Source organism: Alcanivorax sp. VBW004 (assembly GCF_009718865.1).
Classification (GTDB): Bacteria; Pseudomonadota; Gammaproteobacteria; order Pseudomonadales; family Alcanivoracaceae; genus Alcanivorax.
Map to the genome: position 1 here is coordinate 2,747,646 of NZ_WNHC01000001.1, position 16,877 is coordinate 2,764,522.

Annotated in this window: 19 protein-coding genes; 9 read left to right on the top strand and 10 right to left on the bottom strand. The window is 58.1% G+C overall.

What is annotated here, in order from left to right:
* Positions 1-105: 105 nt before the first annotated feature.
* The 4 genes from F1529_RS12480 to xthA form a co-directional block, all read right to left on the bottom strand.
* A complete protein-coding gene (locus tag F1529_RS12480) occupies positions 106-1,317 on the bottom strand; it encodes a serine/threonine-protein kinase (RefSeq protein WP_155135196.1) in 1,212 nt (403 codons plus the stop codon).
* A gap of 72 nt (positions 1,318-1,389) precedes the next feature.
* A complete protein-coding gene (locus tag F1529_RS12485; RefSeq protein ID WP_007151590.1) occupies positions 1,390-1,893 on the bottom strand; it encodes a two-component system response regulator in 504 nt (167 codons plus the stop codon).
* A gap of 51 nt (positions 1,894-1,944) precedes the next feature.
* Positions 1,945-2,970, bottom strand: a complete 1,026-nt coding sequence (locus F1529_RS12490; protein ID WP_155135198.1) for an ion transporter — start codon at positions 2,968-2,970, stop codon at positions 1,945-1,947.
* 12 nt (positions 2,971-2,982) lie between these two features.
* Positions 2,983-3,798, bottom strand: a complete 816-nt coding sequence (gene xthA, locus F1529_RS12495; RefSeq protein ID WP_007150217.1) for an exodeoxyribonuclease III — start codon at positions 3,796-3,798, stop codon at positions 2,983-2,985.
* A 159-nt stretch (positions 3,799-3,957) separates the two neighbouring features.
* On the opposite strand from xthA, the gene F1529_RS12500 reads away from it, so the two are divergent.
* From F1529_RS12500 to F1529_RS12525, 6 genes are all read left to right on the top strand, one after another.
* The gene (locus tag F1529_RS12500; RefSeq protein WP_155135200.1) at positions 3,958-4,767 is read left to right on the top strand and encodes an alpha/beta fold hydrolase; all 810 of its coding nucleotides are present in this window, start codon (positions 3,958-3,960) and stop codon (positions 4,765-4,767) included.
* Between the two features lie 3 nt (positions 4,768-4,770).
* Entirely contained in the window at positions 4,771-5,646 is an 876-nt protein-coding gene (locus tag F1529_RS12505) for an alpha/beta fold hydrolase (protein ID WP_007148549.1), read from the top strand.
* A gap of 111 nt (positions 5,647-5,757) precedes the next feature.
* A complete protein-coding gene (locus F1529_RS12510) occupies positions 5,758-6,219 on the top strand; it encodes a MaoC family dehydratase (RefSeq protein ID WP_007149958.1) in 462 nt (153 codons plus the stop codon).
* A 291-nt stretch (positions 6,220-6,510) separates the two neighbouring features.
* Positions 6,511-7,464: a hypothetical protein gene (locus F1529_RS12515; RefSeq protein WP_155135202.1), complete on the top strand. Its 954-nt coding sequence runs from the start codon at positions 6,511-6,513 to the stop codon at positions 7,462-7,464.
* Positions 7,457-8,545, top strand: a complete 1,089-nt coding sequence (locus F1529_RS12520; protein ID WP_007150823.1) for a diguanylate cyclase domain-containing protein — start codon at positions 7,457-7,459, stop codon at positions 8,543-8,545. Before F1529_RS12515 ends, F1529_RS12520 begins: the two co-directional genes overlap by 8 nt.
* The gene (locus tag F1529_RS12525; protein WP_007151245.1) at positions 8,542-9,048 is read left to right on the top strand and encodes a DUF2505 domain-containing protein; all 507 of its coding nucleotides are present in this window, start codon (positions 8,542-8,544) and stop codon (positions 9,046-9,048) included. Before F1529_RS12520 ends, F1529_RS12525 begins: the two co-directional genes overlap by 4 nt.
* 53 nt (positions 9,049-9,101) lie before the next feature.
* Here the strand turns inward: F1529_RS12525 and F1529_RS12530 are convergent, their stop codons facing one another.
* The gene (locus F1529_RS12530; RefSeq protein ID WP_155135204.1) at positions 9,102-9,920 is read right to left on the bottom strand and encodes an SDR family NAD(P)-dependent oxidoreductase; all 819 of its coding nucleotides are present in this window, start codon (positions 9,918-9,920) and stop codon (positions 9,102-9,104) included.
* A gap of 112 nt (positions 9,921-10,032) precedes the next feature.
* Here F1529_RS12530 and F1529_RS12535 point away from each other — a divergent pair, with 112 nt between their 5' ends.
* On the top strand, positions 10,033-10,242 hold the full coding sequence (locus F1529_RS12535; RefSeq protein ID WP_007150122.1) for a hypothetical protein: 210 nt from the start codon (positions 10,033-10,035) through the stop codon (positions 10,240-10,242).
* On the opposite strand, the gene F1529_RS12540 is transcribed toward F1529_RS12535, so the two are convergent.
* The 5 genes from F1529_RS12540 to F1529_RS12560 form a co-directional block, all read right to left on the bottom strand.
* A complete protein-coding gene (locus tag F1529_RS12540; RefSeq protein WP_007148835.1) occupies positions 10,239-11,573 on the bottom strand; it encodes a dicarboxylate/amino acid:cation symporter in 1,335 nt (444 codons plus the stop codon). The two genes, F1529_RS12535 and F1529_RS12540, sit on opposite strands and share 4 nt — an antisense overlap.
* A gap of 95 nt (positions 11,574-11,668) precedes the next feature.
* Complete coding sequence (locus F1529_RS12545) at positions 11,669-12,301, bottom strand: hypothetical protein (RefSeq protein ID WP_155135206.1); 633 nt, start codon at positions 12,299-12,301, stop codon at positions 11,669-11,671.
* Positions 12,298-13,623, bottom strand: a complete 1,326-nt coding sequence (locus tag F1529_RS12550; RefSeq protein ID WP_230457787.1) for an ammonium transporter — start codon at positions 13,621-13,623, stop codon at positions 12,298-12,300. Before F1529_RS12550 ends, F1529_RS12545 begins: the two co-directional genes overlap by 4 nt.
* Positions 13,624-13,759: 136 nt before the next feature.
* Positions 13,760-14,239: an EVE domain-containing protein gene (locus F1529_RS12555; RefSeq protein ID WP_370457015.1), complete on the bottom strand. Its 480-nt coding sequence runs from the start codon at positions 14,237-14,239 to the stop codon at positions 13,760-13,762.
* Positions 14,236-14,610: a hypothetical protein gene (locus tag F1529_RS12560; protein ID WP_007149949.1), complete on the bottom strand. Its 375-nt coding sequence runs from the start codon at positions 14,608-14,610 to the stop codon at positions 14,236-14,238. Before F1529_RS12560 ends, F1529_RS12555 begins: the two co-directional genes overlap by 4 nt.
* 148 nt (positions 14,611-14,758) lie before the next feature.
* Here F1529_RS12560 and prmB point away from each other — a divergent pair, with 148 nt between their 5' ends.
* Positions 14,759-15,688, top strand: coding sequence for a 50S ribosomal protein L3 N(5)-glutamine methyltransferase (gene prmB, locus F1529_RS12565; protein ID WP_007148532.1), 930 nt, complete (start codon positions 14,759-14,761; stop codon positions 15,686-15,688).
* 95 nt (positions 15,689-15,783) lie between these two features.
* Positions 15,784-16,875: a chorismate synthase gene (gene aroC / locus F1529_RS12570; RefSeq protein ID WP_007150886.1), complete on the top strand. Its 1,092-nt coding sequence runs from the start codon at positions 15,784-15,786 to the stop codon at positions 16,873-16,875.
* The last annotated feature ends 2 nt before the right edge of the window (positions 16,876-16,877 follow it).

Sequence of the window (16,877 nt, forward strand, 5' to 3'; positions counted from 1 at the left end):
GTGAGGCTTAGGTCGAATTAAGCACCAACCATCGGTTGGTGCTTTTTTTATGCCGTTCAGCGGTCCGGGATCTGAATCGTTACTGTCTGTTTTCTACGGGGTGGTTCAGGGCTGTTGCGTATCCGTAGTGCTGTTTTCCATGGGGCCCCAGGCCAGTTTCTCGATGGGGTCGCCATCGGAACCCACCAGGTTGATGGCCATGGGAATGCGGGCCAGAAATTCCAGCCCTTCTGTTTTTCTTAATTCTTTCAGATATTGCTTAACCCGGCCGCTGATCCAGGGGTGCAGTGTTGCCTTGATGCTGACGGCCTTGCCGCGTGCGCCCCGTTGCTGGAACCAGTCCATCAGTGCGGATCGCATGACCGGAAAGTGAGCCTGAAACTGCTCAAAATCATCAGCCACCAGGTAGATGTCGTATTGGTACAGGTTGCCTCGCCAGCTCAGACCCAGCTTGGACTCTTTCAGGCGCAAACGCGGGGCCAGTGGCGTTGTGGTGCCCTGTTCCTGGGGACGGTAGCGGGAGCGGTCTGCGGTATAGTGCCCCGGGCCGGGCTCCAGATTATCCAGTTGGGCAATCAGGGCACTGCCGCTTTCCGGGCGGTCTGCCGGGTCTTTGGCCAGTAACTGGCGGATCAGTGGCTGGTAGCGGCGCAATGCCACTGGCAGCAGGGGGACTGGGTCGCGCAGGTGGGCCAGGCCCATGCTGCGTGCGTCCGGGGCGCTAAACGGGGGCTTGCCCGCCAGCATTTCGTAGAACACGCAGCCCAGGGAATAGAGATCCGATTGTAGCGTCAGCGGCTGGGAGCGATGTTGCTCGGGGCTCATGTACTTGGGCGTGCCCATGATGGCATTGGACTGGGTCACGCTGGTATCGCGCAGCACGTTGGAGGCGATACCGAAATCCACCAGCAGAGCGGAACCGTCGGCGCGGAACAGCACATTATCGGGTTTGACATCGCGATGGATAAAACCGTGCTCGCCGGCATAGTTCAGCGCGCCGGCCAGCTGGCGCAGGATGCTCAGGGCATGACTCTCATCAAGGGCGTCGTCGGCGAGGCGCTGTTTGAGGCTGCCGCCGGTCACGTATTCCATGGTGAGATAATAATAGCCCTGATGTTCCCCCACGTCGTAAACCGGCACGATATGGGGATGGTTGAGGCTGGCAACGGTGCGCGCTTCCTGCATGAAGCGCTCGGCGAAGCGAGGTTCCAGCGCCAACGTCGGCGTCAAAATCTTGATGGCAACCTGCCGCTCAAAGGAGTGCTGGGTGGCAAGGAACACATGGGACATGCCGCCTTTGCCCAGCCGGCTGGTCAATCTGTATCCGGGAATTGAAATGGCCATGATATTTTTTATAGGTCGTCCTGACCGTCGCAGTATAGCCGGGGGCTATTCGGGTTGCTCACCGTACAGGGCATTCATTTCTGCCTCTGATCGGCGTGCGCGCGCTAATTTGGCTTCCAGCCGTTTTTTCTGCTGATCAAGACCAAGGAAAAACGACACCTTGCTTTGTAGTAGCTGGGGATCGATGGGCTTGAACAGATAATCCACCGCGCCACTGCGGTAGCCCTGTTGCACAAAGCGGGTTTCCTTGGAGATCGCGGTAACAAAGATGATGGGCACGTTCTGGGTGCGTTTGTGAGAACGCATGATGCCCGCGACTTCAAAGCCATCCATCTCGGGCATCTGCACATCCAGCAGGACCAGGGCGTAGTCTTCCTTGAGCAGTTTGGACAAGGCTGCGTTGCCACTGCTAACGCTATCCACCTGGCAATCCAGGTCCTCGAGCACCACTTCCAGGGCGACCAGGTTCTGTGGGGTGTCGTCCACCAGAAGCACCCGGGAAGCGGGGAGCTGGAGGTCGTCGTCACCAGTGGGGGAGATGCTGTTCATGCTGTGGTCCGTACCGTGCCTGAGTTGATACTTTAAGCTGATACGAGCGTATCAACTTTTTACTGATTCGTCTCCTTCTTCCAGCTTCCACTGCTGAACGGCAACCTGGTTTTTCACCTGCTCGAGAACGTCCAGCAGGGTGTCGCGAACCAACGCATCCAGTTGCTCACCTTCACCGCCGGCGGCGTTGATCAGGTCGTGCAGCAGTTGCTCCAGCTGCGGGCGATTGGCGGGGGAAGCCAGGTCATCCACCAGTTGGTCCACGAAGGCGCTGCCGGTTTCACGCACGGCATCGCCCAGCAGGGCGATGGCCCGGGGGCCAGCAACAGGGACGGCGGCCAGGCGCCGGCCTGCCTGGGTGCGCACCAGGGATTCGTCTGTCAGATGAGAAAAGTATTCGGCCAGTTGATCGCGATACTGGCCATGGCTTTTCTGGGTGGCGTTGGCGATGCGGGCGGCGGCAAAGCTCACCAGTTGCTCCTTGCGCGGAGCCAGGACCTGGGATTCGATACGATGGAGCAGGGGGCTGCCACCACCAATTTCCCGCTGAGCGCCACTTAGCACATTGACCACCACGCGGTCGGAAATTTCTTCCACGACGATGCCGTAGTATTTGAGGATCGTCTGCCCCAGCCAGGTTTGCGACAGGTCGACGATGCCCATGCGCTGCAGCCGGAACAGCAGGCTGATGACGCGCAGAATACGCAACCAGCGGAAGCTGCCCACGGGGATGCAGCCAAGCAAGTCGTACCAGTGTGCAAAGGGGTAGAAGAACCAGCGGTGGTACGTGCGCCGGGCGATGGCGACGATCCAGCGAATAGTGAATTCGGTCAGGTAAACCGCCACGAAGCAGAGATCGTAGAACAGGAAATCGTTGTGAATGGTGTCCCGGTAAAAATCATGGAATGCCGGCGTCAGTGACGCCAGCAGTTCCTGAACGGGAGGAACCTGAAACAACCAGTCGAACAGGATCAGGCCCAGATTGGCGATGACCAGCACAATCATGCCCAGGTCGATGATAAAGCCAAGGGTATCCAGGTTGGCTTTCAGCTTTTCCGGGTGCAGCCTGATCTTCATGGGAGGCCCTGTTCAGCCGTTGAAACGCGCCCATACCGGGCAATGGTCCGAAGGTTTTTCCATGCCGCGCATGTCGTAATCCACACCGGTGGTATCCAGCTTGGCCATGAGCGGCTGGGTGGCGAGCACGGTGTCGATACGCAGCCCGCGCCGGGGCTCGCGATCAAAGCCCTTGGAGCGGTAGTCGAACCAGGAGAATACATCGTCGGTGGAGGGGTTCTGGTGACGGTAAGTGTCGGTCAGGCCCCAGCCCACCAGTCGTTCCCACCATTCTCTCTCTTCCGGGAGGAAGCTGGTCTTGCCTTCGCGCAACCAGCGCTTGCGGTTGGCTTCGCCAATGCCGATATCCAGATCGGTGGAGGAAATATTGAAATCCCCCATCACCGCGACTTGATCGCTGGGCTGGTGATGATTGATCAGATAATGCTGCAGGTCTTCGTAGAATTTTTTCTTGGCCGGAAATTTTGTCGGGTGCTCGCGGTTTTCTCCTTGCGGGAAATAACCATTGAGTACGGTGATCAAGCTGCCGTCGCTATGTTTCAGGGTGCCGATGATCATGCGCCGCTGGGCATCTTCCTCGTCAGTGGGAAAACCGTACTGCACAGATTCCAGTGGTTCACGGGTAATCAATGCCACCCCGTAGTGGCCTTTCTGGCCAAAAAAATAGGGGTGATAGCCCATGTCCCGAACCGCCTGCTCCGGGAATTCCGGATCGTGGACTTTGGTTTCCTGCAGGCCGATCAATGCGGGCTGGTACTTGTCGATCACCGTCTGTAGCTGATGCAGACGAGCACGAATGCCATTGATGTTGAATGAAATCAGGGTCATAGCGCCTCCTTTGTGCCGGCATTGTACACTACCTGAAAAGCACCGGCCGCATATGCCTTGCCAGGATGTATGGCGTTATCGGCCATGGTGTCGCTGTTGCCAGTGCCGCTATGATGTGCCTTTTGTTTGGGCCGGACACCCAGGCCCCAGGGAGAGTTCATGCCTGAACAATCAGGTCATCGTCAGGTGCTTGCCTTTGCTCACGCCAATGGCATACCCGGGCACAGTTACGACACTTTTCTGGCACCGCTGGCAGAGGATTATCAGCTGGTGATACTGGACCGCGCCGGGCACGATCCTGCCTTCCCGGTGGATGATGGCTGGCACAGCCTTAGCCTGGAACTGGAGGCTCAGCTGGCGCCGTTGCCCAAACCTATCGTGGGGGCAGGGCATTCGCTGGGGTCGGTATTGATGTACCTGGTGGCTCAGCGCCATCCGGACTGGTTTTCCTGCCTGATCATGCTCGACCCACCGATGATGAATGGTTTGCATGGGGCGTTGATGCACGCAGCGAAACTGACGGGGCAAATCGATAAAGTGACCCCGGCAGGTAAAAGCCGTGGGCGCCTGGATTACTGGTCTGATTGGGATTCCGTGGTCAGCTATTTTTCTTCTCGCGGACTGTTCAAGGCGTTCGATCCCCGTTGTTTGTCCGATTACCTGAAAGCCGGTGTGGAACCCTGGCAAGACGGCTGGCGGCTGCGTTTTCGGCCGGAAGTGGAAGTGGAAATTTTCCGCCATACCCCCACAAACGCAACCCGGTTGCCGCGGCTGAAAGTGCCGGGCGCTATCGTAACCGGCAAGGATTCGCCGTCACCCTTCCATGACAGTGCCAAACGCCACGTGAAACGCCACCGCATGCTGCATCGCATCGCGGAGGGTTCGCACATGTATCCGCTGGAAAAACCCGAGCAGACCCTGTCGCTGTTTCGGGAATTGCTGGATGAATTGCAACCGAAGGGAGCCTGATGAATGGACGCCATCGAACGAAAATTCAGTGTCTACGGCCAGACGCTCAGCGCGCTCGAATGGCCGGGCCGTGACGACGGTGGCACCGCTGAGCCCGTTCTGGCCTTGCATGGCTGGTTGGATAACGCGGCCTCATTCTCGCCACTATCGACCTACCTGAAACGGCCGTTGCTGGCGCTGGACGTATCCGGCCATGGCCATTCCGACCACCGTCCTGATGGTGTGGTCACCCATTTGGTGGATCACGTTCGTGATGTGCTGGCCGTGGTGGACCAGTTGGGCTGGGAGCGTTTTACCCTGATGGGGCACTCCATGGGAGCGGGCATTGCCTGCCTGTTCGCGGCGGCCTGCCCGGAACGGGTATCCCGATTAGTGCTGATTGAAGGGTTGGGGCCGCCCAGCACTGATGGCAAGGATGTGGCTACCAACCTGCGTAAAGCGCTGGATGATTCTGCTTCCCTGGCCGGGAAGCGCAAGCCGGTGTATGCCCGTGTCGATGATGCGATTGAGGCGCGTACTAAAGGGTTTGGTGGTTTGAACCATGAAGCCTCTGCGCTCCTGAGCGAGCGGGGCTTGATGCCGGTGGAAGGGGGGTGGACCTGGCGGGCGGACAGCCGCCTGCGGCTCACCTCTTTTTTGCGCCTGACCGAAGAACAGGTCGAAGGCTTTATACGTGCCATCAAGGCGCCGACCTGTCTGATCATTGGCGAGCAGGGCATGGGAGGGAATGGCATGTTCGATCACCGGTTGGGCTGGCTGGAGGGCGCTTCGATTGTGCGATTGCCAGGGCGCCATCATTTGCACATGGAAGCACCGGAAAGCGTAGCCGCCAGCATTAACGATTTTCTTTGCGCCACGGATGCAATCATTGAAGACTGACCAAAACCACCAGGGTACGCATTGATCCGGTTTTAATCGGTCATGGTGCTGTGAAGCTGTGCGGTTATCCTCGGAAGAAATCGAGACAGATTCCGTCAGGGGAGCAGTATAATGAAAGTGGTTGAAGTGGCAGGATTGGCCGATTACGTTGGCAAGGAATTGGGTACTTCAGACTGGTTTCAGATCGATCAGGAGCGCATCAATGCCTTTGCTGATGCCACTCTGGATCACCAGTTCATCCACGTGGACCCGGAGCAAGCGCGCAGTACACCGTTTGGCACCACCATCGCCCACGGTTACCTGACCTTGTCACTGCTACCGTATCTACAGGCATCCATCGACGATTTCCTGATGCCAAAAGGCATGAAAATGGCGATGAATTATGGCTTCGACAAGCTGAGATTCATGGCCCCGGTGAAAGAAGGCAAGCGTATTCGTGCGCGTGCTACCTTGCTGGAAACCACCGAGAAACGGGAAGGGCAGTGGTTGCTCAAGTTTGCCTTTACGGTCGATATTGAAGGTGAAGACAAACCTGCGCTGGCCGCTGAATGGTTGTTGATGTACTTCGTTTGACCGGCTTTGCCTGCGGTTTGTAAACGACGGGCCGCAGGCAGCGTTACGCAGGGTGCGGTGAAGCAAAAGCGCTGACCATTCACTGGATTTTTCCCTGGCTTTGCACTTCTGTGATCTCTCTTTGCTGATTTCCTGCTATTCTTGATCTGCTGATTTCGTCGTACTGTGTCGTATTGTCGTATTGTCGTGTGTCGACGGCGTTAGTGCCTCCCCGGGCGCATTCTCCGACATGAGCGCAGACACACACGCTCGGTACATAAGAAAAACAGAACAGAAAGGCAGGGCAGGAAGATGTTGCACCGTCCCCGGCAGTGGTTACGCCACATCATAGATAACCGTTCCGCCATCCGTCGGGATCTGCGCCTCAGCCTGAATCACCTCACCGACATTCCCCGCATGGTCATGCCGGCAGGGGATGAGCCTGGTATTCGTTCCGAACTTTCCTGGTCGTCCTATTCCAGTCGTGGTGAAGCCCTGCTTTCCTTGCTGCAACTGCTGGTTCCTGCTACCCGGGAATCCATCAGTCAGGGCACGCTGGTGTGTCACCCGCCCCGTGCGGTGCGTGAGAACACGCGCAGTCGCTGGTTTTTCATTAATGGAATGGGAACCGCGGGGCCGGTGGCGCTACTGAATGCGTCGGAAATCGCCCGCTTGTTCGGGCGCCCCGTGCATTTGATCCACACCCCGACCTGGGGGCTGTTGCGTGATGTAGCTGAATCGATTACCGCCAGAACACTGCGCAAGGATGGCAAGTTGTCACGGCCGGCAATGCACATTCTGGTGGATGCACTGGAAAACAATGATCGCGTTGTGCTGGTGTGCCACTCTCAAGGTTCCATTGTTGCCAGCTACATCGTTCGCAAACTGTTGCGCCATCCCAGTACCCGCCCTCTGGTCAAGAAGCTGGAGCTGTATTGCATCGGCGGCGTGGCTGACAGCCTGGATATCGATCCGCAACTGACTTTGGCAGCGGGGCACCCGGTGCCGTATGTGGAGCACTTTGCCAACGGACGCGATTACCTCGCCCAGTTGGGCATCCTTTCCCATCTTGATAGCACCGCAGGTACGGTTTACTGCATGGCAGCCCGGCCTGGACACCTTCTCAACGAACACTATTTGCCTGCTATTGTGCGGGGGGACTTCTGTCAGCGCCGGTCACGGCTTTATGGCTATGTGCGCGGGCGTGAGCCCGGGCCGCAGGGTGCGCTGGCGCTTTTGGAAAAGGAAACCGGCAATCATGGATAAGGCGCCTAAACCCTTACTGCTGTTTGTGGATGACTCCAAGGTAATGCGCCTGGCGGCAGACAAGATGCTTGGTGGCGAGTTTCGTGTCGAGGTGGCTGAAAATGGTCTCCAGGCCTGGACCATGATTACCAACAACCCGTCCATCAGTGTGGTGTTCTCTGACCTGGCCATGCCGGAGATGGATGGCTTTGCATTGCTGAAAAAAATTCGCACCAGCGAAGATGAAGGTATCGCTGGCTTGCCGGTAATCATTGTCACCGGTGCGGAAAATGATGAAGAGGCCCGCGCTGAAGCACTGCGCCTGGGGGGAACGGATTTTATCAGCAAGCCGTTTAATTCCACGGATTTGCTGGCCCGGGCCAGAGCCCATGCCAATTACCAGAACGAGCGCAAGGAACTGGCCAAGCAGGCAATGATTGACCCGCTGACCCGGCTTGGCAACCGCCGTTACCTGGAGCACCGCTTGCGCCAGGAGCTGGCATTGGCCGCGCGTCAGCAGTACAAGCTATCCGTCGTGCAACTGGAGATTTACCAATTCAATCAACTTTTCGTACAGCTTGGTAAAAAGCGAACGGATATGGTGCTGTTGAAGCTTGCGCAATCACTGCGTGGGGTGATCCGCAAGGAGGACTCCCTGGCACGCAGCAGCGTGGCGCAATTTACTGTGTTGCTACCCAGTGCCGGCCCGGCGGGTGCCAAACGGTTTGTGGAACGGGCATTGAAAGTCAGCGAAAAGCTGGCCTTCCAGTTCCGTGGCAAGGTGCAGCGTTTGCCTCTGACCGTGATTATCCAGACCCCGGCCGCTCATGCGGGATTGACGCCGCGTCAGGTACAACTGACGCTGGATGAACAGTTGAAACAGGCCCGTACCCTGGGGCCGGGTGCGGTACTCAGTGATGATGCTGACACCACCTTGTCGGTGGATGACGCGGCCCCCATATTAACGATTGAACAGGCATTGGCGCTGTTGCGTGCGGGGAAATCCCGTCCCGTTGTCAGTGCCTTGCCGGATTTGAAACGCCAGCTGGCACCGCTGTTACAGTTGATGAAGCGGGTGGCCTCAGGGCAGGAGACAGTATGAAAGTGATGGTTGACCGCCAGTACCCCATCGGTGTGGACCGGCTTTACGAAATCCTGACGAGCAAAGCGTTTTATGAGACCCGCTACGAGTGGGGCAAGGTGGACAATTACCGTTTTGGGGCCTTTGAGGATACCCCGCGGGGAAAGCTGATTCAGCTGATCCAGCCCATCGAAATACGCACAGACAAGGTGCCGTCCATGGCACGCCGTTTCTTGCCGGAAAGCGCCGATTTACTGACAGAGTTTCTCTGGACTCCCACCACACAGGCTGGTCGCTATCAGGCCGAGTACCGGTTTGAATTGGGCAACGTCCCCATGAAAATCAGTGGCGTCATGGTGCTCACCGGGGATGACAAGGAAGCGGTTCAGCACACCGAAGTGGAAATAAGCAGTTCGGTGCCGCTGGTGGGTAAAAAACTGGTATCGCTGGTCGCACCGAAAATTGATGATGCGCTGGCGGGGGATTACCGGCATACGCTGCGCTACGTGGAAACCTTTGCCTAGGGCCTGTTATCGTGGTGCCAAGGCTTTTGTGAGCAGCCTGCGCCTGGTCCGGTTTATGGCTCGGGTTCCCGGCGGCGATAGCGCTGTCCGCGTTGCTGCATTTTGTTATCCCAGCGTTTTCTGAACCAGCGTTTAAGACGCCAGTGCGCTCGGGTAGGCGCCGAGGGAAGATGCAGGGTTGCGCTCTCGGGCTTGTCCAGCATGGCCATAATATCGGCACTCAGAGACAGCGCAGTATCCAGGCTGTCACGAATCTTGCGTTCAAAGCGGGCCTGGCTGAGCGGGTCCGTGGCATCCAGCTGTACAGATAGCTCCCGGTAAAGGGGCAGTGCAATAAGGGTGGCGTTGACCGGGCTGTTGGCCAGTTCGCTGTTCAGGCTTTCGGTGAGGGCGACAATGCCTGCGTAGGTGCTGCTGCTTGCTGATGTCAGTGGCCCGGCCAGTAAACCGCAATCGGGCACCACATTAATAATTCTCCCGTTTCCCTGTTTCTTCATGGCCGTCAGGGCGCTTTGGCAGTTGTGCACGACGTGCATTTTCTGCTTGCTGGCCAGCGCTTGCCACTGCTGTTCCTGGATGGCTTCAAAAGGCCCTACCAGCAGGTTTCCAGGCAGGTTGATGATCACGTCCAGCTGCTGCCAGCGGCGCAGAACCCGATTTATACCCCGTTGAATATCCTGAGCATTCCCCGTGGTTGTTTCGATGAAGAGGGCTTCATGGCCGTCTTCATGCAGGCTGCGGCACAGCGCACTGCCGGTGCGTGTGTCGTCACTGGCGATGGCAACCCGGTAGTGGCCGGCGGCCGCCCGGGCCAGGGCCTGGCCGAGTGGGCTGCAGCCGCGGGTGATAAGGAGGGTGGGCGATTGTTTCAACGTGTCTCCATATGCGAGAAGCAAAGCAAAAATAATGTTGTGAACAGGTGTTGACTTGGAGAATTATAAAGTTAACATGTGTTCACACAAAGCATTAAAGGGAGCAATTGTTATGACTTTATTCTCACGTTTGTTCAAAGATACCCTGGCCCTGATGATTGCGGTTGCCGTAACGGTTTTTCTCGTGGCAGGCCTTGAAAACAACGGTGAAAACCTGTTTTCCGCAATGCTGGCGTTTGCCTGCATGGTACCTGTTATTGGCAGTGCTGCTGTTGCCATCAAGCGCGACTGGGATAATAGCGGGTCTGCACACGCATTCTAAGACTGTTCACTGGCTGTTGCATCTCGGTCCGCATGTCCGGCTGTTGTCGTTACCGTTTCCATCTCGGAGACCGGTAGCGACAACACCTGTTCTTCCCCCTCACTCCGTGCCAGCACCACGGTAACCACGCTGTCGCCCCAGACGTTGACCGCAGTGCGGCACATATCCAGCACGCGGTCGGTGACCAGAATCAGGCCGATGGCTTCTGCCGGCAGGCCGATGGCGCCAAGAATCACCGTAATTGCCACCAGCGACGCAGCGGGAATGCTGGCCACACCGATGGAGGTGAGCAGGGCGGTGATCACGATCATGAACTGGGTGGTCAGCGACAGGTCCAGGCCGTAGGCCTGAGCAATGAACATGGCCGCTACACACTCATACAGGGCGGTCCCGTCCATGTTGACGGTGGCGCCCAATGGCAGCACGAAGCTACTGGTGCGCGTCGATACCCCGGAGCGTTTCTGCACACATTCCATGGTCAGAGGCAGCGTTGCGGCCGAACTGGCGGAAGAAAACGCGGTGAGCAGCGCGGGTATCATGGCCTGGATATGGCGAAGCGGTGAGCGCTTGGTTGCCAGGGCAATCAGGATCGGCATGAAAACAAAAGCATGCAGGCCCAGCGCTACCAGTACGGTGAGGAAGAACCAGGCGAGTGGCTCGATGGCATCCATGCCGGTGCGGGTTACCGTGGCCGCGATCAGGGCAAACACGCCCAGCGGGGTGAAGCGGATCACCAGCATGGTGATTTTCATCACTACCTGGTAGATGCCGTCGATAATGTTGCGCAGGCTCTGGCCGGAGGGCGAGCGCTCGGTACGCAAGAAAAATCCGAACAGTAGCGAAAAGACGATCAGCCCCAGCATTTGGCCGTTGGCTGCCGCCGCTATCAGATTGGGCGGCAGCATCTGGCGGAGGATATCGGTGAAATCGCCGGCCCCACGGCCTTCGATTTTAGCCAGCGCATCCTCGGTTTCCGTGGCCAGGCCGAGTAACTCCCGGGCGGGCTGATCATTGATAATACCGGGGCTGAACAGATTGACCACGGTGAGGCCGATCAGCACGGCTACCAGGGTGGTGGTCATGTACAGGGCCACGGTTTTCAGGCCCATCCGCCCCAGATTCTGCCCATCGCCGACGCCCACCATGCCGTTGATAATGGCCGTCACAATCAGCGGGATGACGACCATTTTCAAGGCATTGATAAACAGGGTTCCCACCAGATCGTAACCACTGAGCACAGGTAGCCCGAACAGCGTGCTGGATTCGGCGGTGAAACTGCCTGCCAGTGCGCCGGCCAACATGGCAATGAATATCTGGTGGTGTAATTTCACTGTCTCCCCCTGGTGGCCATCAATGGCCACCCGTGCCTTTACTTATTCCATTCCTGAGAGTACCTGATCCTGTCTCTGTGCACAGCGGGGCAGAACTACATCAAGGTTTGCAGGGCCTCCTTGTCATCCAGCCGGGCCAGCGTTGCCTGGTAAGCGGCCTTGAGTTGCTGGTCTGCCTCGACAGGCCCCAGCTGTTCGCATAACAGGACATAGGTGCGGTTCAGTTGGTCACGCAAGCTGGCCAGGGGCAGGGGGCTGAGTGATTTGTCCGGTGATTGCAGCCAGTATTCCATGGTCAGTCGGGTTTCGGCGCTAACACTGCGCTGGCGCAGTTGTGCCCCCATATCCAGCTGTAACTGGGTGGCTGCCCGTTTGCCAAGCCTCTGCCACAGGGCCTGGAGCAGGCACTGAAACGCATGGGTGCACGGGTGCGCTTCAGTGTGGCTGTCGTTGCTGTTGGCCAATGGATCGGCGGCAAGTTCGCTGTCGGACAGCGTCATCGCTTGCACCAAACTCATGTGAATATGGTGGCGCCGCTCGCCAAGGTCGAACAGGCGGCATAGGTCGCTGACAAAGCCTTGCAGGGAAAAGCTCGGTCGTTCCGCGTAATGCAGCTGCCAGTGGCTGATCGCCTCCAGCAGTACCGGCTCATTCATGTAGGGCGCCAGGCCGGTGACGATAGCGCGTCGTCGACGCTGGACGCTTTGGTTGATGGGCGCTGGGCTCATGGACGCAGCTCCTGCCCGCGGGCCTTGTCTGCGTTGTAGGTGTCACTGTTGTAGAGCGTGTTCTGGGGGAATTCCGGGTAGCCGGTTTCGGCGTGCTCGCTGAGGTCCAGCCCCCGTTGTTCGTGCAGAGCCGGTGCTCGCAGGCCTGCCAGAATGGATACCAGCATGTACATGATCAGCGCGGTGAAGAATGCCCAGCCGAATGCCACGATTACTCCCAGCAGTTGCACCATCACGCGCTGGCCGTTGAACAGGTCGCCGTCGTAGAACAGCCCGGCAGCCAGGGTGCCCCAGGCACCGGCGAAGGCATGCACAGGGACGGCGCCGACCACGTCATCCAGGCGGAAGGCGAGCAGAATGCGGGCGCCGAAAGCCGCCAGCGCGCCGGCCACCAGGCCGGTGATGACGGCAAAGCCGGGTGCCATGACGGCACAGCCAGCGGTCACCGCCACCAGCCCCGCCAGGCTGCCATTCACGGTTTCTGTCAGTAATACCGGGCGGCGACTTACCATCCGGTAGATAACGCTGCCCACGGCACCGGCTGCGGCGGCCAGCTGGGTATTCAGATTCACCTTGGCGATATCCACGCTGGCAGAGAGGGTGGAGCCCCCGTTGAAGCCAAACCAGCCGAACCAGAGTATGAAGCCGCCCAATGCCACATAGGAAAGGTTATGGCCGGGAATGGTGCGTGGTTTGCCCTGGCTGTCGAAACGGCCGAGTCGCGGGCCTACCACCATAATACCGGCCAGTGCGCACCAACCGCCGATACTGTGGACCACCGTGGAGCCGGCGAAATCAATAAAGCCCATCTGGGCGAGCCAGCCATTGCTGTTCCAGGCCCAGTTGCCGAACAGCGGGTAGATAAGGCCGGTAATCACCACTGCACCGCACAAATAACCCACGTAGCGGGTGCGTTCCGCCATGGCCCCGGAGGCGATGGTGGCGGCGGTAGCGGCGAACATGATCTGGAACAGGAGCATGGCCCAGGTGCTGGCGTCAGCCTGGTTGAGCATGAACTGATCCTGCCCGAACCAGCCATTGCTGCTGGTGCCGAACATCAGCCCGAAGCCCACGGCCCAGAACACCAGAGTGCCAACACACAGGTCCATGTAGTTCTTCATGACCACGTTCAGTGAGTTTTTTGCCCGGCTCAGCCCGCTCTCAAGCAGTGCAAAACCCGCCTGCATGAAGAACACCAGCGCCGCAGCGATGGCAATCCAGACGGTATCGGTGGCAGTCAGGGTATCGGCGTTGGCGAACTCGGGAAGAATCAGCAGAGAAAGCCAGTGATAGCGTCGCAACAGCATAGCGGTGAATCCCATTCGTCATTGGTTGTGAGAAGGGATTGCAACCGCTGTGCCAGCGCGTAAAGCCGACGGAATCAGGGGGTTTGTAGTTCTTTTGTCTTAATGAATGCCCTGTTGTGGTGCTGGGAGTTTTTGTGGTGCGCAACGCGCCCTATGCGGTGGCATCCACGGGCTGACCCATCTGCCGGATGAGCTGGAGCTGCCGCTCGGACACTTTCTGTACCGACAGGCGAGGCCGCACCACAAGCTCCATGTCGGCAAATTCGGGGTGGTGCTTGATCTGCTTCAGCGTCAAGGGCTGCGGGTAGTGGCAGGCAAACTGTATATCGGCCTGATACCAGCGGGGCATTTCGCGGGTGCTGCGTGGGTCATAGCCATCCGCAGCAGGATCAAACTGGGTCGGATCGGGGTAGGGGGCGCTGGTGACGTGGGCTTCGCCAACAATGGCGGGGACCGCGCAGCTGGAATGATAAATCAGCACGGTATCGCCGGCTTTCATTTCATCGCGAAGCCGGTTGCGTGCTTGATAATTGCGCACGCCATCCCAGCCGCTGGTGGCGTTTTTGCAGTTGCGCAGATCATCGATGCTGAAGGCATCCGGTTCCGTTTTTAATAACCAGATAGTGCTCACTCCTGTGGGTGATGTTTGAGAAGGCACTCCTTGGCCTGGCTGATGCTGCCACAAATGTAAACGGGAAAGGCCGGTTTGTTAAGCTTCAGCATCATATTGGCATAGGTCCGGTTGAGTACGCTTTCCAGCACCATCGCCTTGGCTTCGGTAATTTGCGCAAAATCCTCGCCACAGGAGTAGCGGGCGGCGGTGTAATCCAGCCCCTTGATATGGCCGACGTAAATGGTGAGCTGTTTACGCTGCTGGTGCTGATTGAACAGGCGCAGCCGTTGCCGGTAAATGGACAATTGAACGCGCATGTCCACCTGGGTGCCTTTCTTTAGCTCGACCAGGGCGAAGGGGCCCTCCTGCGTTACCGTAACCGCGCTCATTGCTGTCCTTTTACTGCAAGCGTGACAGGCTTTTATAACCGATTCTGTGCTAATCTTCAGCGCTTCTTTTTACTGGTGTTCGTCAACGGTGCAGGATCAAGGGTGATCGGCGCAGTTGTCAGTGCGTGTTGTCGGTGGAGGTGGATGCGTGATCAGTTCGCAACAACAGAATGAGGCCATGGCCACCCTGCAAACAGTCCGTGACTGTCTGCGTTTTGGGGAAAGCATGCTGCGCAGTGGCGGGGTGTTCTTTGGGCATGGCAATGATGATCCCTGGGATGAAGCCCTGGCCCTGTTGATGCATCAGCTGGCGTTGCCGCTGCAGAGTGATCCCCGGATTCTCGATGCCCGTTTACTGCCCTCTGAAATTAGTGGGTATCTGAGTCAGCTGGTGAAGCGGGTGAATGACCGGGTCCCGGTTCCTTATCTGACCCATGAAGCCTGGTTTTGTGGCCTGCCGTTCTATGTGGATGAGCGGGTGTTGATACCGCGTTCGCCGTTGGCTGAGCTGATTGAGCAGTCCTTTACGCCCTGGGTCGATCCTGAGCGAGTGCATCGGGTGCTGGACCTGTGTACCGGTAGTGGCTGTATCGCGATTGCCTGTGCCTACGCGTTTGAGCATGCCCAGGTGGATGGCAGTGATATCAGCGCTGAGGCACTGGCGGTATGTGAGGAAAATATTCAGCGCCACGGGCTTGCGGAGCAGGTGCGGGCGCTACAATCCGATGGGCTGGCCGCGGTGGATGGCCCCTACGACCTGATCGTCTCCAACCCGCCCTATGTGGATGCCCAGGATATGGCGAGTTTGCCGGACGAGTACCGCCATGAGCCAGAGCTGGCGTTGGCATCCGGTGATGACGGCCTCGATTTCACGCGCAAGCTGTTACTGGATGCACCGGATCAGCTGACTGAAGAGGGTGTGCTGATCGTGGAAGTGGGCAACAGTTGGGAAGCCATGTTGCAGACCTGGCCCCAGGTGCCGTTCTTCTGGTTCGAATTCGAGCGAGGCGGGCACGGGGTGTTCATGCTTACCCGCGCGCAGCTGCTAGAATACCGTGACGATCTCCTGGCTGATTGAGTCAGCGATGCGGCAAGAGCCTTTGCCAGTCTGAAGTGATTTGACGGATTTTTTTTGTAATAGATTGATTTTATTAATTTTTCAAGAGGGGCAGCATGTCCGGTAACAGTTTCGGTGAGCGTTTTCGCATTACCACTTTCGGTGAAAGTCATGGCCCCGCCCTGGGCGCTATCGTGGACGGCTGCCCCCCGGGCCTGGAAATCAGTGAAGCGGACCTGCAGGTTGAACTGGACCGCCGTAAGCCGGGCACCAGCCGCTATACCACCCAACGGCGTGAACCGGATCAGGTGAAAATTCTCTCCGGGGTGTTCGAAGGCAAGACTACGGGCACTTCCATTGGCTTGCTGATCGAGAATACCGACCAGAAATCCAAGGATTACTCCAACATCGCCGGCACTTTCCGTCCTGGCCATGCGGATTACACCTACACCCAGAAATACGGTTTCCGTGATTATCGCGGCGGCGGACGTTCCTCTGCCCGGGAAACGGCCATGCGCGTGGCCGGCGGCGCCATTGCCCGCAAATTCCTGGAGCAGCGCCTGGGCATTCGTATCTATGGTGGCTGCACCCAGATTGGTGATGTGAAGGCCGAGTCCTGTGACTGGTCGGCGGTGAACAAGAACCCGTTCTTCTTCCCGGATGAGAGCAAGGTGCCGGCCCTGGAAGACCTGATCAATGCACTGCGCAAGGACGGCTCTTCCATCGGTGCCCGCGTGGAAGTGTTTGCCGATGGCGTGCCGCCCGGTTGGGGCGAGCCGGTTTTTGATCGCATTGACGCGGATCTGGCCAAGGCAATGATGTCCATCAATGCAGTGAAAGGGGTGGAAGTCGGCGACGGCTTTGCCGTGGTGAATCAGCGCGGCGAGCAGCATCGCGATGAAATGACCCCGGAGGGTTTTTTGAGTAACCATGCGGGCGGCGTGCTGGGTGGCATCAGCTCCGGGCAGACCGTTCGCGTGGCCATGGCGCTCAAGCCCACTTCCAGCATTCTGATTCCCGGCAAGAGTATCGGGCTGGACGGTGAAGCTGCCGAGGTGGTGACCAAGGGGCGCCATGATCCTTGTGTCGGGGTCCGTGCTACGCCCATTGCCGAAGCCATGCTGGCTATCGTGCTGATGGATCATTATCTGCGCCACCGGGGTCAGAATGGGGATGTGGTGCCGCCGTTTGCGCCGATTCCGGGGTAAGT

What these genes read in the sequence shown, in the direction of transcription:
- F1529_RS12485 (WP_007151590.1), bottom strand. Translation starts at nt 1,893, where the DNA reads ATGAACAGCATCTCCCCCACTGGTGACGACGACCTCCAGCTCCCCGCT.
- F1529_RS12490 (WP_155135198.1), bottom strand. Translation starts at nt 2,970, where the DNA reads ATGAAGATCAGGCTGCACCCGGAAAAGCTGAAAGCCAACCTGGATACC.
- xthA (WP_007150217.1), bottom strand. Translation starts at nt 3,798, where the DNA reads ATGACCCTGATTTCATTCAACATCAATGGCATTCGTGCTCGTCTGCAT.
- F1529_RS12500 (WP_155135200.1), top strand. Translation starts at nt 3,958, where the DNA reads ATGCCTGAACAATCAGGTCATCGTCAGGTGCTTGCCTTTGCTCACGCC.
- F1529_RS12505 (WP_007148549.1), top strand. Translation starts at nt 4,771, where the DNA reads ATGGACGCCATCGAACGAAAATTCAGTGTCTACGGCCAGACGCTCAGC.
- F1529_RS12510 (WP_007149958.1), top strand. Translation starts at nt 5,758, where the DNA reads ATGAAAGTGGTTGAAGTGGCAGGATTGGCCGATTACGTTGGCAAGGAA.
- F1529_RS12515 (WP_155135202.1), top strand. Translation starts at nt 6,511, where the DNA reads ATGTTGCACCGTCCCCGGCAGTGGTTACGCCACATCATAGATAACCGT.
- F1529_RS12520 (WP_007150823.1), top strand. Translation starts at nt 7,457, where the DNA reads ATGGATAAGGCGCCTAAACCCTTACTGCTGTTTGTGGATGACTCCAAG.
- F1529_RS12525 (WP_007151245.1), top strand. Translation starts at nt 8,542, where the DNA reads ATGAAAGTGATGGTTGACCGCCAGTACCCCATCGGTGTGGACCGGCTT.
- F1529_RS12535 (WP_007150122.1), top strand. Translation starts at nt 10,033, where the DNA reads ATGACTTTATTCTCACGTTTGTTCAAAGATACCCTGGCCCTGATGATT.
- F1529_RS12545 (WP_155135206.1), bottom strand. Translation starts at nt 12,301, where the DNA reads ATGAGCCCAGCGCCCATCAACCAAAGCGTCCAGCGTCGACGACGCGCT.
- F1529_RS12550 (WP_230457787.1), bottom strand. Translation starts at nt 13,623, where the DNA reads ATGGGATTCACCGCTATGCTGTTGCGACGCTATCACTGGCTTTCTCTG.
- F1529_RS12560 (WP_007149949.1), bottom strand. Translation starts at nt 14,610, where the DNA reads ATGAGCGCGGTTACGGTAACGCAGGAGGGCCCCTTCGCCCTGGTCGAG.
- aroC (WP_007150886.1), top strand. Translation starts at nt 15,784, where the DNA reads ATGTCCGGTAACAGTTTCGGTGAGCGTTTTCGCATTACCACTTTCGGT.